Annotated in this window: 23 protein-coding genes and 1 pseudogene; 17 read left to right on the forward strand and 7 right to left on the reverse strand. The window is 51.0% G+C overall.

Annotated features, from left to right (window positions below; genetic code table 11):
• The first annotated feature begins 128 nt into the window (after positions 1-128).
• From yebS to rsmF, 3 genes are all read left to right on the forward strand, one after another.
• Positions 129-1,373 carry a membrane integrity lipid transport subunit YebS gene (yebS, locus tag EGK14_RS04285; RefSeq protein ID WP_125287818.1) on the forward strand — a complete coding sequence of 415 codons (1,245 nt, stop codon included), beginning with the start codon at positions 129-131 and terminating at the stop codon, positions 1,371-1,373.
• Positions 1,342-3,978 carry a PqiB family protein gene (locus EGK14_RS04290; protein ID WP_125287819.1) on the forward strand — a complete coding sequence of 879 codons (2,637 nt, stop codon included), beginning with the start codon at positions 1,342-1,344 and terminating at the stop codon, positions 3,976-3,978. Before yebS ends, EGK14_RS04290 begins: the two co-directional genes overlap by 32 nt.
• An 87-nt stretch (positions 3,979-4,065) precedes the next feature.
• Positions 4,066-5,499, forward strand: a complete 1,434-nt coding sequence (rsmF, locus tag EGK14_RS04295; RefSeq protein ID WP_199746361.1) for a 16S rRNA (cytosine(1407)-C(5))-methyltransferase RsmF — start codon at positions 4,066-4,068, stop codon at positions 5,497-5,499.
• A 3-nt stretch (positions 5,500-5,502) separates the two neighbouring features.
• Here rsmF and EGK14_RS04300 read toward each other — a convergent pair whose 3' ends face one another.
• The 3 genes from EGK14_RS04300 to EGK14_RS04310 all read right to left on the reverse strand — a co-directional run bounded on the left by EGK14_RS04300 (position 5,503) and on the right by EGK14_RS04310 (position 7,295).
• Positions 5,503-6,150, reverse strand: coding sequence for a metallophosphoesterase (locus EGK14_RS04300; protein ID WP_125287821.1), 648 nt, complete (start codon positions 6,148-6,150; stop codon positions 5,503-5,505).
• A 202-nt stretch (positions 6,151-6,352) separates the two neighbouring features.
• Complete coding sequence (yjbD, locus tag EGK14_RS04305) at positions 6,353-6,652, reverse strand: DUF3811 domain-containing protein (RefSeq protein ID WP_125287823.1); 300 nt, start codon at positions 6,650-6,652, stop codon at positions 6,353-6,355.
• Between the two features lie 442 nt (positions 6,653-7,094).
• Positions 7,095-7,295: a hypothetical protein gene (locus EGK14_RS04310; protein ID WP_125287825.1), complete on the reverse strand. Its 201-nt coding sequence runs from the start codon at positions 7,293-7,295 to the stop codon at positions 7,095-7,097.
• A 174-nt stretch (positions 7,296-7,469) separates the two neighbouring features.
• Here EGK14_RS04310 and EGK14_RS21400 point away from each other — a divergent pair, with 174 nt between their 5' ends.
• Entirely contained in the window at positions 7,470-7,640 is a 171-nt protein-coding gene (locus EGK14_RS21400) for a hypothetical protein (RefSeq protein ID WP_199746363.1), read from the forward strand.
• 277 nt (positions 7,641-7,917) lie between these two features.
• Here EGK14_RS21400 and EGK14_RS04315 read toward each other — a convergent pair whose 3' ends face one another.
• Complete coding sequence (locus EGK14_RS04315; RefSeq protein WP_125287826.1) at positions 7,918-8,379, reverse strand: hypothetical protein; 462 nt, start codon at positions 8,377-8,379, stop codon at positions 7,918-7,920.
• Between the two features lie 777 nt (positions 8,380-9,156).
• Between EGK14_RS04315 and EGK14_RS21520 the strand changes: the two are divergent.
• The 3 genes and pseudogenes from EGK14_RS21520 to EGK14_RS04330 form a co-directional block, all read left to right on the forward strand.
• Positions 9,157-9,594: pseudogene (locus tag EGK14_RS21520) on the forward strand (phage tail sheath subtilisin-like domain-containing protein); the annotation flags it as partial.
• A gap of 23 nt (positions 9,595-9,617) precedes the next feature.
• Entirely contained in the window at positions 9,618-9,782 is a 165-nt protein-coding gene (locus tag EGK14_RS21525; RefSeq protein ID WP_233598445.1) for an ogr/Delta-like zinc finger family protein, read from the forward strand.
• Between the two features lie 170 nt (positions 9,783-9,952).
• A complete protein-coding gene (locus EGK14_RS04330; protein WP_125287829.1) occupies positions 9,953-10,987 on the forward strand; it encodes a tyrosine-type recombinase/integrase in 1,035 nt (344 codons plus the stop codon).
• A gap of 241 nt (positions 10,988-11,228) precedes the next feature.
• Here EGK14_RS04330 and EGK14_RS04335 read toward each other — a convergent pair whose 3' ends face one another.
• The 3 genes from EGK14_RS04335 to EGK14_RS04345 form a co-directional block, all read right to left on the reverse strand.
• Positions 11,229-11,753 carry a hypothetical protein gene (locus EGK14_RS04335; RefSeq protein WP_125287830.1) on the reverse strand — a complete coding sequence of 175 codons (525 nt, stop codon included), beginning with the start codon at positions 11,751-11,753 and terminating at the stop codon, positions 11,229-11,231.
• Positions 11,754-11,842: 89 nt separating this feature from the next.
• Positions 11,843-12,421, reverse strand: a complete 579-nt coding sequence (locus tag EGK14_RS21405) for a hypothetical protein (protein WP_199746365.1) — start codon at positions 12,419-12,421, stop codon at positions 11,843-11,845.
• 12 nt (positions 12,422-12,433) lie between these two features.
• Entirely contained in the window at positions 12,434-13,273 is an 840-nt protein-coding gene (locus tag EGK14_RS04345) for a phage repressor protein CI (RefSeq protein WP_125287832.1), read from the reverse strand.
• Between the two features lie 114 nt (positions 13,274-13,387).
• Between EGK14_RS04345 and EGK14_RS04350 the strand changes: the two genes are divergently transcribed.
• The 10 genes from EGK14_RS04350 (at position 13,388) to EGK14_RS04400 (ending at position 19,111) form a co-directional block, all read left to right on the forward strand.
• Positions 13,388-13,789, forward strand: a complete 402-nt coding sequence (locus EGK14_RS04350) for a hypothetical protein (RefSeq protein ID WP_125287833.1) — start codon at positions 13,388-13,390, stop codon at positions 13,787-13,789.
• Positions 13,790-13,820: 31 nt separating this feature from the next.
• Positions 13,821-14,330, forward strand: coding sequence for a phage regulatory CII family protein (locus EGK14_RS04355; RefSeq protein ID WP_125287835.1), 510 nt, complete (start codon positions 13,821-13,823; stop codon positions 14,328-14,330).
• 52 nt (positions 14,331-14,382) lie between these two features.
• Positions 14,383-14,505 (forward strand): phage filamentation protein Fil family protein, encoded by a 123-nt coding sequence (locus EGK14_RS21825; RefSeq protein ID WP_370255991.1) that lies wholly within the window; start codon positions 14,383-14,385, stop codon positions 14,503-14,505.
• The gene (locus EGK14_RS04365) at positions 14,489-14,830 is read left to right on the forward strand and encodes a DUF5347 domain-containing protein (protein WP_125287839.1); all 342 of its coding nucleotides are present in this window, start codon (positions 14,489-14,491) and stop codon (positions 14,828-14,830) included. The genes EGK14_RS21825 and EGK14_RS04365 overlap by 17 nt, the downstream gene beginning before the upstream one ends.
• 67 nt (positions 14,831-14,897) lie before the next feature.
• Positions 14,898-15,128 (forward strand): DUF2732 family protein, encoded by a 231-nt coding sequence (locus tag EGK14_RS04370; protein ID WP_125287841.1) that lies wholly within the window; start codon positions 14,898-14,900, stop codon positions 15,126-15,128.
• Entirely contained in the window at positions 15,128-15,355 is a 228-nt protein-coding gene (locus tag EGK14_RS04375; RefSeq protein WP_125287842.1) for a TraR/DksA family transcriptional regulator, read from the forward strand. The genes EGK14_RS04370 and EGK14_RS04375 overlap by 1 nt, the downstream gene beginning before the upstream one ends.
• Positions 15,352-17,616, forward strand: coding sequence for a replication endonuclease (locus tag EGK14_RS04380; protein WP_125287844.1), 2,265 nt, complete (start codon positions 15,352-15,354; stop codon positions 17,614-17,616). Before EGK14_RS04375 ends, EGK14_RS04380 begins: the two co-directional genes overlap by 4 nt.
• A gap of 202 nt (positions 17,617-17,818) precedes the next feature.
• The gene (locus EGK14_RS04385; protein WP_370255992.1) at positions 17,819-17,980 is read left to right on the forward strand and encodes a hypothetical protein; all 162 of its coding nucleotides are present in this window, start codon (positions 17,819-17,821) and stop codon (positions 17,978-17,980) included.
• Between the two features lie 379 nt (positions 17,981-18,359).
• On the forward strand, positions 18,360-18,818 hold the full coding sequence (locus tag EGK14_RS04395; protein ID WP_125287850.1) for an STM2901 family protein: 459 nt from the start codon (positions 18,360-18,362) through the stop codon (positions 18,816-18,818).
• On the forward strand, positions 18,812-19,111 hold the full coding sequence (locus tag EGK14_RS04400) for a DUF1493 family protein (RefSeq protein ID WP_125287852.1): 300 nt from the start codon (positions 18,812-18,814) through the stop codon (positions 19,109-19,111). The genes EGK14_RS04395 and EGK14_RS04400 overlap by 7 nt, the downstream gene beginning before the upstream one ends.
• The last annotated feature ends 20 nt before the right edge of the window (positions 19,112-19,131 follow it).

Here is a 19,131-nt window from a genome sequence, read left to right on the forward strand (position 1 = left end):
CCAGACGGACAAGGTGAATGATTCCGTTAGTTAATATACCCTTGTTGGTCTGAAGCTTTAAAAACAAACGTAAGAGTGGTTCGCCGGAGCGATTTTGCCTGACCGTACCCTGCAAATCCGGATAATTCGTGAAAATATACGCTATCAGCCAAATTCTGCCTCAGGAACGTTATCAGCGTTGTCCACAATGCGATACCCTTTTTTCCTTACCGGATGTTAAATCGAACCAGTCGGCGCACTGCCCGCGCTGCAACGCCCGCATCCTTAACGGACGCGACTGGTCGATGACGCGGCTGGCGGCAATGGCCGTCACTATGCTGCTGCTGATGCCGTTTGCTTTCAGCGAACCGCTGCTGACTATCCGACTGCTGGGCACCACTATCCGCGCCAGCCTGCTGGAGGGCATTATCCAGATGGCGCAGCAGGGCAACGTGATTACCGCCTCTATGGTGGCCTTTTGCACTATCGGTGCGCCCGCCACGCTGGTGGCGTCAATCGGCTGGCTTTTTTTTGGTGACCGGCTGGGTTTAAATTTGCGGCCGGTGCTGCTGATGCTCGATCGGCTGAAAGAGTGGGTCATGCTGGATATCTATCTGGTCGGTATCGCCGTCGCTTCTATCAAGGTACAGGACTATGCGGATATCAATCCCGGCACTGGCCTGCTCGCCTTCCTGTCGCTGGCCGTGTTGAGCCTGGTGACGCTTATTCATATCAACGTTGAGCAGCTATGGCATCGCTTTTATCCGCAGCCGCAGCCGAATATTGCCCCCGAACAGCTGCGCGTTTGCCTGAACTGCCATCATACCGGCCTGCCTGACGAACGGGGCCGCTGCCCCCGCTGCCATACGCCGCTACGCCTGCGTCGTCGCCACAGCCTGCAAAAATCCTGGGCGGCGCTGATCTCTGCGATGGTATTGCTGATCCCGGCCAATCTGCTGCCGATTTCCGTTATTTATCTCAACGGCGCGCGCCAGGAAGATACTATTCTTTCCGGTATTCTTTCCCTCGCTTCCGGCAACATTCCGGTAGCGATCGTGGTCTTTATCGCCAGTATCCTGGTGCCTTTTACCAAGGTTATTGTGCTGCTGACGCTGCTGCTCAGCATCCATTTTAAATGTGAACAGGGTCTGAAAACGCGCGTTCGTCTGCTGCGGGTAGTTACCTGGGTCGGACGCTGGTCTATGCTGGACCTGTTTGTTATCTCTTTAACCATGTCGCTGGTGAATCGCGACCAGCTTCTGGCTTTTACTATGGGACCGGCTGCCTTCTATTTTGGCTCAGCGGTTATTCTTACTATCCTTGCCGTCGAGTGGCTGGATAGCCGTTTACTTTGGGATGCACATGCAACAGGAAACGCCGACTACACCGACTAGCGCTCGCGTGAAAAGCCGCCGCAAAATTTCGCCATTCTGGCTGCTGCCTTTAATTGCGCTGTTGATAGCGGGCTGGCTCGTCTGGAACAATTACCAGGAGCGCGGCACCACGGTTACCATCGATTTCGCCACCGCTGACGGCATTGTGCCCGGCCGAACGCCGGTTCGCTATCAGGGCGTCGAGGTGGGTCTGGTACAGGGCATCAGCATGACTGACGATCTGCGCACCATTAAGATCAAGGCCAGCATCAAGAGCGATATGAAAGACGCGCTGCGCGATAAAACGCAGTTCTGGCTGGTGACGCCGAAAGCGTCACTGGCGGGCGTGTCGGGCCTGGATGCGCTGGTGGGCGGCAACTATATCGGCATGATGCCGGGCAAAGGCAAGCCGCAGGAGCATTTTGTGGCGCTGGATACGCAGCCGAAATACCGCATGAACACGGGCGAGATGATGATCCATCTGCACGCCGCGGATTTAAGCTCGCTGAATACCGGCTCGCTGGTCTATTTCCGTAAGATCCCGGTTGGCCGCGTCTATGACTACAGCATCAATCCCGGCAATCAGGGCGTAACCGTCGACGTGCTGATCGAGCGCCGCTTCACTAACCTGGTGAAAAAAGAGAGCCGCTTCTGGAACGTATCCGGCGTAAAGGCCGACGTGGGCTTAAGCGGCGCCAAAGTTCAGCTGGAGAGCCTGGCGGCGCTGGTCAACGGTGCGATTGCGTTTGACTCGCCAACCGATTCCGCGCAGGCAAAAAGCGATGACAGCTATCAGCTCTACCCGGATTTAGCGCACAGCCAGCGCGGCGTGATTATCACGCTTGACCTGCCCGGCGGCAAAAACCTGAAGGCGGGCAGTACGCCGCTGATGTACCAGGGACTGGAGGTTGGCACGCTGACCGCGCTGAACTTACAGCCCGACGGCAAGGTAAAAGGCGAACTGACCATCGATCCGTCAGTAACCGGCCTGATGCGTACCGGCACCCGCATTGAGATGCGCAGCCCCAAAATCACCCTTGCCGATACCAGCCTCAGCAGTTTGTTAACCGGCAGCACGCTCGAACTGATGCCTGGCGAAGGCGAACCGCAGGATCGCTTCACCGTGCTGCAAAGCAACGAGTCGCTGCTGCAGCGGCCTGACACCCTGGAAGTGAAACTGACCGCGCCGGAAAGCTACGGTATCGATGCGGGCCAGCCCGTGATGCTGCACGGGATGCAGATTGGCCAGGTGGTCAGCCGCAGGCTCAATGAAAAAGGCGTGAATTTTATTATCGCTATTACGCCTGAGTATCGCGAACTGGTACACGGCGACAGCAAGTTCATCATCAACAGTCGGCTGGACGTTAAGCTGGGGCTGAACGGCATGGAAGTGCTGGGCGCCAGCGCGCGTGAATGGATCGACGGCGGCATTCGCCTGGATCCCGGCAACAAGGGCGCGCCAAAAGAGAGCTATCCGCTGTTTGCCAATGCGGAAAAAGCCGCCGAAGGCATTACAACCAACCAGCTTCCTACCACTCTGACGCTGACCGCCAACAGCCTGCCGGATATTCAGGCCGGTTCAGTGGTGCTGTACCGTAAGTTTCAGGTCGGTGAGATCGTGGAGGTCACGCCAAGAGCTAATGAGTTCGACGTGCGTGTGCATATCAAGCCGGAATACCGCAAGCTGCTGACGCCGAACAGCGTGTTCTGGTCGGAAGGCGGTGCGCGCGTGCAGCTTAACGGCAGCGGCCTGACCGTGCAGGCTTCGCCGCTTAACCGCGCGCTGAAGGGCGCCATCAGTTTTGATAACCTCAGCGGCGCCGGTGCGGGCCTGACGAGTAAAGACAAGCGCACGCTGTTTGAATCGGAAACGGCGGCCAGAGCGGTCGGCAGCCAGATTACGCTGCATACCTACGACGCCAGCAAGCTCTCCTCAGGAATGCCGATCCGCTATCTCGGCATCACCATCGGCCAGCTGGAATCTCTGGCGCTCAATAACGACAAGGATCAGGTGATTGCCAAAGCCGTGCTTTATCCGGAATACGTCCAGGATTTCGCGCGGTTGGGTAGCCGGTTCTCGGTAGTGTCGCCGGAGATTTCCGCAGCGGGCGTTAACCATCTGGATACCCTGCTCCAGCCTTATATCAATGTCGATCCCGGCAAAGGCCGCGCGCAGCGCACCTTTGAGCTACAGGAGTCAACCATTACCGACGCGCGCTACCTTGACGGCCTGAACGTGGTGCTGGACGCGCCTGAAGGCGGCTCGCTGTCTGTCGGTACGCCTGTGCTGTTCCGCGGAATAGAGGTTGGTACGGTAACGGGCACCTCGCTGGGTTCGATGGCCGATCGCGTTCAGATTACGCTACGCATCAGCAAAAAATACCAGCATCTGGTGCGCAATAACTCGGTGTTCTGGCTGGCTTCCGGCTACAACTTCAAGTTTGGCCTGATTGGCGGCGTGGTGAAAACCGGCACCTTCCAACAGTTTATTCAGGGCGGCATCCAGTTTGCTACCCCGCCGACCGTGCCGCTGGCACCGCAGGCCACCAACGGCAAGCATTATCTGCTGGAGGACGAGGAGCCGAAAGACTGGCGTAAATGGGGCACGGCGCTGCCGGCAAAATAACCGATACGGGCAGCCTGGCTGCCCGTTTTTTTTGCCGCCGCAGAGTGTGATAAACTCGCCCCACTTTATTGCCAGCGGAATCTTTCAGTGTCTTCTTCACGCGTGTACTTCCCGGATCTTTTCTTAAATCAAATGCGCGAGCTGCTGCCCGACAGCGCCGGGTTCGAGCAGTTTATTGCCTTCAGCCAGCAGCCGCTGCGGCGCAGCCTGCGCGTTAATACGTTGAAAATCAGCGTTGAGGCATTTCTGGCGCTGGTCGAGCCTTATCAATGGGCGCTGACGCCCGTTCCCTGGTGTAAGGAAGGTTTCTGGATCAGCCGTGACGACGCCGACACGCTGCCTTTAGGCAGTACGGCGGAACATCTGGCGGGGCTGTTTTATATTCAGGAAGCCAGCTCTATGCTGCCGGTAACCGCGCTGTTTGCCGGTTCGCCCGTGCCGGAACGCGTAATGGACATGGCCGCTGCGCCGGGGTCTAAAACGACCCAGATTGCCGCCTTGATGAACAACAAGGGCGCGCTTCTCGCCAACGAATATTCCGCCAGCCGGGTCAAGGTGCTGCACGCCAATATCAGCCGCTGCGGCGTTGGCAATACAGCGATCGCCCATTTCGACGGACGCGTCTTCGGGCCGGCGCTGCCGGAAACCTTCGACGCCATTTTGCTGGATGCGCCCTGCTCTGGCGAAGGCGTCATTCGTAAGGACGCCGACGCGCTACGCAACTGGTCGCCGGAAAGCACCGAGGCGATTGCTGCCACCCAGCACGATTTAATCGATAGCGCCTTTCATGCCCTGAAACCCGGCGGGACGCTGGTCTATTCCACCTGTACCCTGAACCGCAGCGAAAATCAGCAGGTCATCGCCTGGCTGCTGGCGCGCTATCCGGACGCCGTCGTCATCGAACCTTTAGACGCGCTTTTTCCCGATGCCGAACGGGCCAGCACCCCAGAAGGCTTTCTGCACGTATTCCCACATATCTTTGACAGTGAAGGTTTTTTTGTCGCACGACTGCGCAAAACAGCGAGCGTACCGCCCATGCCCGCGCCGGGTTATAAACTGGGTAAGCTGCCTTTTACGCCGGTAAAACGTAAAGACGAGCAGGAAATTACGGCCGCTGCCGCTAAATCAGGGCTGGCGTGGGACAGCGCTGCCCACGCGCTTTGGCAGCGTGATAAGGAGCTCTGGCTGTTTCCGCGCGCCGTAGAGCCGCTGCTGGGCAAGGTTCGCTTTTCACGTATCGGCCTGAAGCTGGCTGAAACCTTTGCCAAAGGCTATCGCTGGCAGCACGAAGCGGTTATCGCGCTGGCGCAGCCGCAGGCGTTAAATCGTTTTGAGCTGACGCTGGCGGAAGCCGAAGAGTGGTATCGCGGACGGGACATTTATCCTGAGCGTGCGTTGCCCGCCGACGAAGTGATTGTTACCTGTCAGCAGCAGCCAATTGGCCTGGCGAAGAAAGTATCAAGCCGGATCAAAAACAGCTACCCACGGGAACTGGTGCGGGACGGCAAGCTGTTCTCCTGAGTATTACTGTACCTGCACCATCGTGAGCCGGTTGCCGAATACGGCGCCGGTATCGATAAAGTGCAAATTCGCCGCGCTCAGCGGCTTGCTTAGCGGCGTGTGGCCAAAATAGAAAGCGTCCGCGCCGCTGATAGCCTTGCCCTTTCCTTGCTGTACCTGTTCAACGCGGCTGCGGCTCCAGACGACTTTAAAAGGATCGACTGCCGCCTCCCACGCATAGCGTTCGGCCGGATAGTCTGCATGAGCGACCACCACCACGCTATTTTCCAGTTCCAGATGAATAATTAAGGGCATCAGGCGACAACGGCTGAGGGCATGTTTCGCCTCAATCATTTTCATGCCTTCCAGCTTGTAGAACCATTCGCCGCCGTTGCCGATCCACTGCTGATGTTCGCCCCGCGTGAGCGCCCCGATAGCCATCTCTTCATGGTTGCCGCGCACGCTGCGAAACCAGGGCTTATTCAACAGCGCCACGCAGCCAGGGCTGTCCGGCCCACGATCGATCAAATCGCCTACGGCTATCAGCAGATCCTGCCCGGCATCGAATCGCTGAGCCTCTAACTCTTCGTGCAGCATGGCGAGACAGCCATGAATATCGCCCACAATATAGATATGCCGCCATGCCGTGCCGTTAAGGTATTGATACACCATAGTTGCATCCTGAATGAAAATGACTGGAATGTTGACGGAATGTTCAGTTAACAGGCTCTAAAGTATAGTCTGTTAACTTATCAGGGAGCGGCAATAGCATGGAAACAGATCAACAGTTCAGTCTGATGCTGGCACTGGTTATCATCGGCGGCGCCTTGCTGCTGGAAGTCTTATTCAGGGCGCTGCATTTAGTGTTTATCGGCTAGCTGCCTTTTAGCGCCCGCGGGTTTTTGCGCAGGGAGGCAGACCAGTTGAACTCTTTGACCTCGCTTTCTTTGGCGGCGGCTGGCTTGCGAGGCTTTTTAGCCACCACGGCTTTGCTGGTCTCTTTGATTACGCGATCCTTCATTACCAGCCGTTTGGCCTCTTTCAGGATCTCTTTTTCTTCTTTTTGGGAAGGAACATGGCCTTTTTTCAGCGTGAGGGCTTTCACTTTAGCGTCAATCAGCTCTTTTTCGCTGTCGGTAAACTGATCGATCGAAATCTCTTTGCTACTTTTCATCAGGCTTGCTCCTGCCAGTACGCCAGACGCGTAAATCGCGTGGCGTGGAAACGGCAGCGTAGAGCTTTCATCTCTGATAAACAAGCCTGAAAGGTAAAGTATCGTGCTGAAAAGCACTTTCCCCGGTATCTGAAGAATAAACGTTCGGCATTTATTCATCCTTACCTCAGGCTGTCACCTTTTTTCGTCATGACGCGCTATCGCTCCCGGAGTCAATACGGCTCTTACACCGGCCAGAATCGATACCAGGCGGCAGATTTATTTGCTTAAAAGCGCGTGAGCCGTTAAACCACAGCCAAAAACGTACGGCACCCTGCCGCAGCGCGATTATGCTCCGAATAAAAATTCAGGTAAGCAGCAGAAAAGGATGGAGGATGAGATCGTGGACAGGCAGCAATCTTATATCTGCGGACCTCAGGCCCGCAGCGGGCCTGAGTAAACCTTATTTTTCCTGATAAGGATCTTTTTTATCTGCCTGGCTATCGTCACGAGTCCGCGGTACTTCACCGTGTTCATCAGGCGCATCTTTCGCCGGATAATCGTCTTCCTCGTAAGCATTACCAGCCGAAGGCGCGGCTTCCGGCAGACCTTTATGCACGTCGCCTTCATCTTTACGTTCTTTATTCGTGTCATGTTTAAACATAGCTGCCTCCTTTGGTTTGCAGTCAGTTAAGTGTAGTAGAGGATTTTTCTGTTAACGTTCGATAAAGAAGCAGGAAAGTTTTTCCACTCTGTTTTTGTCAGGGCGCGGCTGGCAATCAACAAACGCCAGGCTACGCTTAAGGCTCTGAATAGTTTTCAACCCACGGAAAATATTATGAAAAATTGCACTAAAGGTCTTGTCGCTCTGCTGGCCATTTTATCCCTGGCGGGTTGTATGAATCGCAGCAGCGCGGTAGGTAACGATGGCCGTCCTCACGCGCCAAGCGCGCAGTCCGTTCCGGGCGGTACCCTGGGCGCAGGCCCGGTAGGTCAGCCGCAGTCGTAATCAAGGCCGTCACGCTTTTCGATACCGGCTTCCCGCCGGTATTGTTTTGCAGAGGATCAGTGATTACCCCTGTTTTCTGAACGTTGTTTAAATGTGTTATAACTGTCAACCTACTAATAATGCGGATTTTATTTTTAATAACATCTGTTACGACTCATCAAAAATAATCTTTTTTGTGCTAATTTGCTTTTAAAAAGAAGCCCCGGCTTTATATGCCAAGGCCCGAACGCTAATTTAAGCCTGTCGAAAAACAAGCTTTATTCTGGTACGTTAATAACTAATTAAATACGCAGCGACGGCCAGAAGGCGTGCCGATAATGCGTGACATCCGCTGACAAACGACCTCAACCTGACTGCCCTTCTTGAGCGTTAAAGCCGTGTTTTTCTCAGAGTCCTGCATTTCCATACTGGCAGCCATAAACTGATTCGGGGTTTTCAGTCTGATAATAATGGCATCGGTAAAATCTTTATCGATAGACTGTACCGTGCCCGTTACGGCAATAAGTTTACCTTTCATCGCCTCATCTGTAGCAACTTCATTTGCTTCATAATCTTTAAAGAGTTTCGTGGCGGAAATACGGTAAACCTCTTTTTGAGGTGAAGACGCTGCTGCTGTGCCACCCTGCTGCGCCTGGCCGGCATTTGCAGCACCCTTACTCTGCTCGCCAGGGCCGGTAAGCGCGCGAACCACAATTAATGCAACGATGATGAAGAACACCCATTTTACTACTTTTTTCATTTTTCATTCCTTGTCAAAAAACACCATGTGTTTAAAAAGCAGACCAGCCGTCACTCATATTGGCAGACTGAAACTACAATAGTCAGAGGCTCTTATCGGCAACAGCATTGAAAAAATTAGGTTAAGTAGTAAAAAAATGCTGAAGGCGGTTGCACTAACGGATGGTGCCAGTGCCGCAAGCGGCTAATTTTTACTCGCTGACGTTTTGTTTAAATTATCAGCACCACTATGCAAACCGGCATTATTAAAAGCAACTTAAAATGTTAATGCGCCTGATTATTATTTTGACCTCGCACATTTTTATATAGCGCCTTTCACGCATCCAGACATGTCAGGTTAACCAGCCTTTTCAGGTAAGGACGGAGCCGTGCTTAGAGTAAGTAAGAGAATTCATGAGCTAATAAATTAGCAAGATAAGAATAAAAACTCAGCCCTGAAAGCTATTTTAAAAAATTGACCCGAACCATCTTAAAAAACAAAGCAGATTAAGGTATTCAGTCTTGTTGGGATCTGTTCCGGCAGACTGAGCATCGGGCAAAAAGGGCATGGTTTAGGAATTGTTTGGCCTCACCGGTTTCCTGAAGAAATAACAACTGGCCGCACTGACTGGCCGTGCCGGTCGCATCCGTTCATGGAATGCGCCTTCGGTCGGCGAGCTGGTGTTTGTTCTGTGCCTGCAGCAGCGTACCGCCGTCTGCAGAAACCAGCTTCGTGGCGATTTACCGGGACGGCAGCTGGCGGAGCAGCGCCGATCCTCGTGGCAAAACCGTCTCTGACGCGCGCAAATACCGCGAAAACTTCAGCCAGCGCGAAATTATGATTATCTGGCCGGACTTTATCGCCTGGAACACCACGGCCAACGCGTCCGAAACCGCCTGGGCCACGGCGCGCGCGCTGGGGTTGCGCGCCAGAATCGACAACGACACCGGCTGGCACAAAACGCTTTCTAACGTTGGCGTGAACGGCGTCACCGGGATTTCTGCGGGCGTCTTCTGGGACTTACAGCAGACCGGCACCGACGCCGACCTGCTCAACGAGGCCTGCGTGACCACGCTTATCCGCAAGGACGGCTTTCGCTTCTGGGGCAACCGCACCTGCAGCGACGATCCGCTGTTTGCGTTTGAGAACTACACCCGCACCGCGCAGGTGCTGGCCGACACGATGGCCGAAGCGCATATGTGGGCCGTTGATAAGCCGCTAATGCCGGTACTGGTGCCCATGCCAAAAGCAGCCGTTATATCTCACGCGAAACAAAAGAACGTTATCACCAGTGCCAGAATATTAACTCCAGCTGCACTTTCAAAACCCACGAAAGCATCGCGGGCATGATTGTCTCGCCAGGCCAGACTAACAAAGTACCGATCTTTACACACAACGCACATCAGCCCTCATTGCTACATTGATGCCGCCCGCGAAAGCGGGTTTTTTTATTTCCTTTTGATAACCATGATTGACCTTATCTCCTCTCGAACACTGCCCTTATCATCCCTTAATGTTTAAAATTTAAAAATCAAACATTTAATACTTTTTTTACATACAGTATTTTTGCCGTTTTTCTTTTTCAGGCGGCATCATGGCAATCAGAAAACAGACAGACGGCAAGTGGTTATGCGACTTCTACCCGAACGGGCGCGAAGGTAAGCGAATCAGGAAAACGTTTAAGACCCGTGCCGAAGCAATAGCTTATGAACGCTATCAGGCCGAGGAAGCAAAAGATAAGCCGTGGCTCGGCAAGAAGGAAGACAGCCGTAAACTGAGCGAATTAATTAGCCTGTGGTACAAGCTGCATGGCTGCTCGCTGGGCGATAAAAAGGGCCGATTGGGTAAACTGCATATTATTTGTCGAGGATTAGGTGATCCGATTGCCACCTCCATCACTGCTAGAGACTGGGCACACTATCGCGAGAGGCGGCTAAACGGACTAATTGAGAACGGCTATAAAACCAGTGAAAAATCTCTGAAGGTTAAAGTCGGTACGGTAAACCGTGAGCACTGCTTTTTAAGAGCGGTATTTAATGAGCCAGAGCGCCTTGGAGAAATCGACTACCCCAACCCGCTTAAAAATATTCGCGAGTTCGACGATCCTGAAAAAGAGATGGCCTGGCTCACCGACGCTCAAATCTTACGTCTGCTTGCAGCTTGTGAACTGCACGGCAACCCGGAGCTAACTTTGATAGTCAGAATTTGCCTTTCTACCGGTGCGCGTTGGAGTGAAGCCGCAGGACTAAAGGCAAGTCAGATATCCCCAAACAAGATTACTTTCATCAACACCAAAGGGAAGAAAAACCGCACGGTTCCTATCGGTGATAATCTGTATAACGAGCTTAAAGATAAAGAAGGCAAGTTTTTCTCTGAATGTTATCGCCAGTTTTATCGCGTAATACGTCTTGCAGAAATAACCTTACCAGAAGGCCCGATGAGCCACGTTTTGCCTCATAGCTTTGCCAGCCACTTTATGATGGCCGGTGGCAATATTGTGGTACTGCAACGCATCCTGGGGCATTCAGATATCCGTGTGACCATGCGCTATGCGCACTTTGCGCCTGACCATTTGGAAGAGGCCGTAACCAACAATCCGCTGGCAAGAATGGCGCTAAAAAGTGACTAAAATGTGTCCACATAGGTTCTTACAGGGGGTAATACGATACAACTGGATAGGTTTTAAGTGATTGATTTAACTATAATTCATTGTTTTAAAACCCCTGACAAAAAAAGACCAAATACTAATCAATTCTATATATATCATGAAGTTAGCCATTTAGATGGCGACAAAATGGCTAGGTTTATATCATCAGATATCCTATGTTAATCGAACCTGAATGTCATTGGTCACCGTAACAGCTTGCAAATTATTTTGATGGTGAATTTAAAAATGCTATAGCATGCATACATCCAAGGTAACCAAGTATTTTCCATAAAGAAATCATCAATCTTTTTGATTTTTTTTCAGCTTCAGATAAATATCCCTTGGTAAACACATCAACATCCTTTTTCCCTACTAAACCTTCTGACATTCTGAGGAAATTATTAAGTTTATCATCTAATTTCGGGCTATCTATCTCATGAGCGATAACATTTCTAAGTTTGTTTAGAGCATCTAATACCGGCCAAATATTTTCAGGAAAGTTAGCGTCTGGAATATGAGAACCAAACATTGCTTCAGCTAATTTCAATTTATGATTAAACGAAAGCTGGATACCTTCTATAGGTCTAGAGTTTTTACAGTGGAATAAGATAATATCATGCAGTAACTCCTCTATAAAAAGATGTGATTTGAGCACTAAAGAAACATCATCTAAATCATCAGTAAGGTGTTTAATATATCGATCAGAATTTCTTTTTATCATTTCATTAATGACTTCTTGATTGTTCATTTAAAATGCCCCTTAATGTTAATTATTTTAAAACTACCGACTCTCAAAAAATCATCTTAATAAATTAGACTGTTTTTAGTAACACCCTTCTACCTAAAAAGCCATTCATGGGGGGCTACCGCCTCTCCTGTACTTCTTAATATGATCTCCCCTTCAATACGTTCAATCCGGAATGTCCTAAATTTTTTCGCCGTATGACAGTAACCTTCGATATATCGACCATCAAAACTTTTCACATCAACTTCTCGAAATAGGCTCACACCTTCTGCATTTATATAGGTAAAAGCAATATTATTCAGCCCTTTTGATTTTGGGTCAAATACGTAGTCTTCTGATTGATAAGGCTGTTCATGTGCATCTATTTTTTCATCTCTATCAAAAAAACTCAGGGTTTTGTCATGCTCACGTAAAATGCCTTGACCGTCATTTTTTGGCTCTTTGTAAGTGAGATTACAAAGTAATTGTACTGCGGTTCCAATTGCCAGCATAATTAACACCATATAATATTGGCTTTCATCATCACCAGCTGTCCCTCCCCACGCAAGGAAGTAAAATCCACTGAGGAAAGATTTAATGAGTTTTTTTGCATTACTTTGCTGCTTGATACAAATACTGCGTACTGACCAGGCACCTAAAATTAATCCTGATAGCGCTAAAATAGTTCCCATGCTTTATGCCCTTTAGAAATTATAATCCATCGTCAACACTACCTTTCCTGCTGTAGTCACTTCGTCAGCACCACATGTAAAGTTAGAACCTTTACTTGAAACGCTGATCTTCTTTCCTGGTAAAAGCGCAATGTCGTAAATGTCGTACTTATCATCAATACCCAAAAGCCAGCGGCCATTACTTATTTCTTTAACTCCGAGATCAACTAACCACGATCCGGCATTGCTGTTTACAAAAGTCGGCTGAGCAAGATTATTTGGAATAAAACTTATATCCGCGTGCCATTCTCCGGCCTCTTCGAGTACACCTGATTTCAAATGCTTTTTAGGTATCCCATTTTGACTATGCATTACCCTTTCAGAAATTTGTGCTCCTTTACCAGTAGCCAACCACTGAAGCGAAACACCAGTATCAAGAGCACATGTCACAACAACATCACCCGGAAAGTAATCCCGTCTTACCCATGTGCTGACAGTCCCGGAGGATAATCCCAGAAGCTCACATAATTGCTTTTGCATAGAGAAACCATAGGCATCAAGGATTCGCCTAAGAACCGGCTTTCCTCCATTGGACATGATTTCATCGTATAAGGGTTTCCCCTTAATTAAAGGTTCAGAAGGTACCGAGTTTGCTTTTGCAAGCTCACCTGTCACAAGCCAATTAACATCACTTCCTGTATCAAGTGCACATTGCACGATGACATTACCTGGAACCTGCCCACGCTGTAACCAGCTGGCGACATTGCTCTTAGCAATCCCAAGTTTTTCGCTAAGGTCTTTCTGCATAGTAAAGCCATAAGCAGAGAGAATCCGTTCCAATACATCCGCCGCTACGGCGCTTTCAAGACGCATATTTTTACCTGAAATCGCAAATTTACGTTTACAGTTAAAATAAAGCGATCTAAAGTAGCTACACACCACATGTAACACGATAGAACACGTTATACCAACTGGAGATACTGCAATATGCATACTGAAAATGCAAACAGCCAGAACGCATTTGACTCTGCGCAGCCACAAGAATTCATTGCTCAGATTACTTCTGCTCTGATGCCTGCACTTAGCGCAGCAGTTAACGCTGCCGTAGACCGCGCAATAACCCTCAACACTTCACCTACCATGTCTAAGGAAGACTTCGCAGCAGCTAACGGGATAAGCAAATCTGTGCTGGAAAAATGGATCGCTAACGGCGTCATACTTTTAGCCCCCACTCCTACCAGTACTGTTACACGCATCATCAAATGTAAAAAGACTGGCAAGACACGTACTGACGTAATGGAAAAGCATGGCAATGCTCTGATTAACGTTGCCGCATGGCGTGAAAAGAACCGTCAGCAAGCCCTCAACTGTCGCTATATCAAACCATAACTTGATTATGCAAGCTCAAGGATCGGTAGCCATGTTTGATTTTCAAGTTTCTCAACAATCCCACTTCGAAAATGCGTGTCGCGCATTTGCTGCCCGACACAATATTCGTGAGCTGGCGGACAAAGTTGGCATGAATCAGCAGACTCTTCGTAATAAGCTCAACCCTGACCAGATGCATCAGCTAACGGCACCAGAAATCGCTGTGCTGACTGATGTAACTGAAGATGCAACGCTGATTGATGGTTTGCTGGCACAAATGAGGTGCTTACCGGCAGTACCGATGAATGAAGCTAAGGCCGAACGTATGACCCATTACGTTATGCAGGCTACAGCTGAATTAGGCAAAGTCGCCGCAGCAGCAGTATCTGGCGAACGCATGACGGCCTCGCGTACCAGCGCATTCATGGAAAACGTAAATGCTGGCATCCGCTGTCTCTCGCTAATTGGCCTGAGCGTCCATGCTCGTGTGCACTCAAATCCTGCTCTTGCTACAACCGTAGATGCGATCAGCGGTATTAGCGCTTCGATGGGGCTGAGCTAACGCTATGACAACAGTATCTATGGCTTCATTGCTGAAGCGTCAAAGTCCTTCAATGTCCTACGGCCACGGTTGGATCATGGGTGAAAACGGTAAACGCTGGCACCCTGTGTTTTGCACTAAGAATTTAAAAAGCGGTTCAAAGTTGAAAGAGGTGAGTCATGGCTATCGAAGCTGAAGCAGCACTGGCTGAAATAAGAACGGGCGCGAGAGTGGCCGGACTGAATCACGTTGCCGAGCTGCGCTCTAAATTTTGGGGCAACGACTGCGGAAAAGATATCACCCGCTTTTTTAATGAAATGCGCGATACCACTGACCGGAACTACCAGGAAAACAAGCGGGCATTAAGCGCTATTTTCTACCTGGCGAATATCAGGACTGAGCGGCATGAGCTTGATTTCAGTGAGCTTACCACTAATGAAAGAAGCGCGCTTATTCGTGCAATGAACCATTTTCGTGCAGTTGTGAGCTTATTTCCCAAAAGAATGACTCTACCCAACTAATCACCCTTATTAAAAAAATGACGTTAACCCGTCGGGCATTGCTTTGCCCGAATACAGGAAATTAAGAATGAAAAATTATTCAGAAGAAGTGAAAGCCGAAGGTTACGATCTACCGTTAAATACGATGCTGCACGATGCGCGAATGGAAGAACGCCGTGCCCGTGCCGAAGTAATGGTTTCCCGCCTGGTTGTACTTGCCTGGAAAATCCGTAGCGGTGAATTACATCATACGGAAGCTGCTGAACTCCTGACTCAAGAGGCCGAAAAGTATCAAAATCAGGCACAGGAGCTGCACTGATGGCCGACTCAATGGATCTGGTGCAGCAGCGCACCGACGAAATGCTGGCGCGCAACATTGCCCAGGTAATTTACCGCCCGGTAACGGTCAGCGCTTCTTTTTGCGAAGACTGCGACACACCTATCCCCGAAGCGCGCCGCCGCGCCGTTCAGGGCGTTATCCGCTGCGTGGCCTGTCAGAAAATGGACGAGCTGCAAAGCAGGCACCGCCAGGGCAGTACGCAATGATTCAGGAATACGCTTACCCGTGGAACGCTCCACGGGAAGCGATCGCCAGCCCTTATCGCACCTATGAAGAGGAGCACAGCCGCAGTCGGATGATTGCGGCTTTGTCACATGCACAGAATTTACTGGAAAAGCAGCCCACGCTCGTACAGCTGGATGTAAAGCGCCGCACCAGTGAGCTTGAGAAAACTCACGGCACAGCCCGTGCCAATGCGTACTTAACAAAAACATTCGTTGAGCGCACATTGCCACGCGTTGAAAGCGTCAGTTCGCAGTATCGACTCGGCGAAATGAATAGCGGCACCTTTGCGCTGTTGACCGGCAACGCTACTGATAAAACAGGCGCAGCCGGTGCGGCCGGTGCGGCCGGGACGCTGTGGGAGCTGATGAACCGTTTTAACCGCCTGCCGGATTTAGCCCGCGCCGACGTGGATTTGCTGGCCGGTGATATCGCCAGCTTTATCCTGGCGGAAATGGTGCAGGCGCACGGCCAGTCTGAAGATGAATCTGATTACAAATACACGCACCGTGTTTACATGACGGCAGCAACCATCACCCGCGAGCTGAAGCAGACCCCGCCGCTGTGGGAGAAAGTTACCGCGCGTATTTTTTGCCCGGAAGACGTGACGCCCGCCATTATGCGTATGCAGACCGAAAAATGGTGGAAGGGCCGCCTGCGCCGCGTGGCAGCCTCATGGCGTGAACACCTGCAAATCGCGCTCGCCAACGTCAGCAAAAAACACACGCCTTACGCCAGCACCATGACCGTAAACGAGTGGCGCGAGCAGAAACGCCGCACGCGTGAATTTCTGAAAGGACTGGAGCTGGAAAACGACGAAACCGGCGAGCGCATCAGCCTGATTAATAAATTCGACAGCAGCAATGCTAATCCCTCTATCCGCCGTTGCGAGCTTATGGCCCGCATTCGTGGCTTTGAAGATATCTGTAATGAAATGGGCTTCATCGGCGATTTCTACACGCTGACCGCGCCTGCCCGCTATCACGCCACAATCAAGACCGGCTACCGTAACCGCAAGTGGAACGGTGCCAGCCCGGCGGAAACGCAGCGCTATCTCTGTAACGTTTGGCAGAAGGTGCGCGCAAAGCTGCACCGTGAAGAAATCCGTATCTTCGGTATTCGCGTAGCCGAGCCGCACCACGACGGTACGCCACACTGGCATATGCTGATGTTCATGCGCCCGGAAGACGTGCAGCGCGTGCGGCAGGTGATCCGCGATTACGCGTATCAGCAGGACAGCCACGAACTGACCACAGACAAAGCCAGAAAGGCACGATTTCATGCGGAAGCCATCGATCCGGATAAAGGCAGCGCGACCGGCTATGTGGCTAAGTACATCTCCAAAAACATTGACGGCTATGCGCTCGACGGCGAGCTGGACGACGAAAGCGGCAAAGAGCTGAAGGAAACCGCGCCCGCCGTATCTGCCTGGGCGGCCCGCTGGCATATTCGCCAGTTTCAGTTTGTCGGCGGCGCGCCGGTGACGGTATGGCGTGAGCTGCGTCGTATGTCCGATCCGGAAACGGCGCACGGGTTAAGCATTGAATTCGCAGCCGTGCATGATGCGGCAGACCATAGCGTATGGGCTGATTATGTTAACGCTCAGGGCGGCCCTTTTGTGAAGCGTGCCGATCTGATAGTGCGTAACTGGTACGAAACAAGCACCGACACCAATCTGTATGGCGAAGAAATCACGCGTATTAAGGGCGTTTATGCCACGTCTGTTGGCGAAGATACCCCAATTTTAACCCGCCTCGCACAGTGGAAGATTGTGCCGAAACGTGCCGTTGAACTGGCTGTTGATTTTAAGGACGCGTCCGCGTCCTCTCGGAGTTCTGTCAATAACTGTACGGAAGGTTTGAGATCGCAGGATTCGAAACGGCCGGAAAGTGTTGGTGATCGTGACCTTTCAGCGTTAAGCCACAAGGAACGTCGGCGGCTGTTAGCCAGAATAAGGGCTGATATACCGGAAAAGAGGCATCTTCAGCTACGCCGATCTGACAAAACAGAGGCAGCGTGCGACAACGTGATCGGCCAGATACGCGATATTACCCGCGAAACCATCAGCCGGGCGGTCGCCGTGCGCCTTATTAGCGGTACAGAAACCAAAATCGACGGGCAGTGGTTCCGCAGTTCTGCCAGCGGTGAGCTTTTCAGGCCGAAAAAGCGCATAGAAGCGGAAAGTTTGTTAAGTAGGTTTGAGCGTCTCGCGTGCAGCGTAAAAGGTTGCGCAGAAACAGACTAAGCTGCCTGATAGCTCATAATAAGAGCAACAAATTTTAGTACCGAACGCTACTAAAGAAACTGAGGAAAATCCTTTTCAATCAGCCAGATGAAAGTTTGGTTTTTGCAGAATAATTTTCTTTCGCTACGCTTAAGTGTTTGATACTGTATAAATACACAGTACTTATAAAGGGGGGATTATGGAACCTGATGAGATCAAAGCTATGCAAAAAAAAATTTCTGGCATGCGGTTTATCGCTGAGCTGTCTTTGATAGCTAACTGCAAGCCTTGCGATCTTGAGCTGGCTCTTACTTTGATTGCCGATTTGGCAAACTCTGAGCCTTACAGTGAGGCCGACGAGAAAATTTTTTACGCTGCTAATTGAATTGTTATGAGAGTCGAAGTACATGGAGATCTCTGAATCGAGCTATGCATGCATAGAGTGCATGGATCTGCATTCGGATCTTTACGCACGATCTCCTCAACGGCACCAGTTATGGTGCCCTTCCCCGCTCTGTATGCAACTGCATTAAAAGCGATGAACAAAGCGGGCAGGCGTGGCGGGGATAGCATTGCGCGCGGAGGGGGTAAACATGTGTGCCGCAGGCTGCGTCAGCGCCCCGGAGGCGTGCGCAATGGTTTGGGGTGACAGAGAGGTGATTAAGCACGAGGGCCGCGCAAAATGCGTCTGAGAGCGTCTGGCATTGGCCGGAATCGATGTGGTACAGTTTTAACCAATACGGTTACCCATGTAAGGGAATGATATGGATACAACTGAGCAGCTAAACGGGACTTACTTTTACGGCGGCCTTACCAACCTGTCTGCCGGAGAGCTTTATTTCTGGATAATGATTGACGTGACTGCCGAGCACTTCAGCGGTGCAAAAGATATCCTCGCGCTGGCAGCGATCTATTCGGGACAAAATACGATTGACGTATCCGGCAAGCTAAACGGGGCGTCGAAAGGCACCTCTCATGCTTCGATTTATTCCCGCAAGCTATTACGCGATTACCGTCTTCCGTTCAGATTGCCTACGTGGATACAAAATCCTAAAAAGCCGCTTCAAATTAAAATGTTAATGACTCACAAGCTGGGGACGTTTGTCGGTCGCACAATCCCGGTTTTAGGCTGGGTAATTATGGCCGCTGATGTGGCGGAGATAGGCTGGAAAGCCACGGTAAAATACAACCGTATTGCCAATAAGGACGACAGGATATGGTAAGCGAGGATACAGAAAAGGCCGTATTTGCACTGGTTGAAGATTATAACGGCAGAAGTCTGTTCACGTTCAGGCGTTATAAGCTTGAGCTGGACACCGATCTGAACAACGACTTTCGCATGGATCCTCTCGACGCGTATGAGTTGCTGGAACGCTATGCTGAAAATTTTGGTATTGATCCCGGCACTATCACATTCACTGAATATTTCCCGGAAGATTTCAGCGCACCACATGATCCGCTGACTATCCGTCTGTTAGTCGAGTCTGCGCAGGCCCGACGCTGGCTGGGTAAATAATTAACGCCTGCAAAGGCAGG

The sequence above is a fragment of the Erwinia sp. 198 genome (assembly GCF_003937915.1).
Taxonomy (GTDB): domain Bacteria; phylum Pseudomonadota; class Gammaproteobacteria; order Enterobacterales; family Enterobacteriaceae; genus Erwinia; species Erwinia aeris.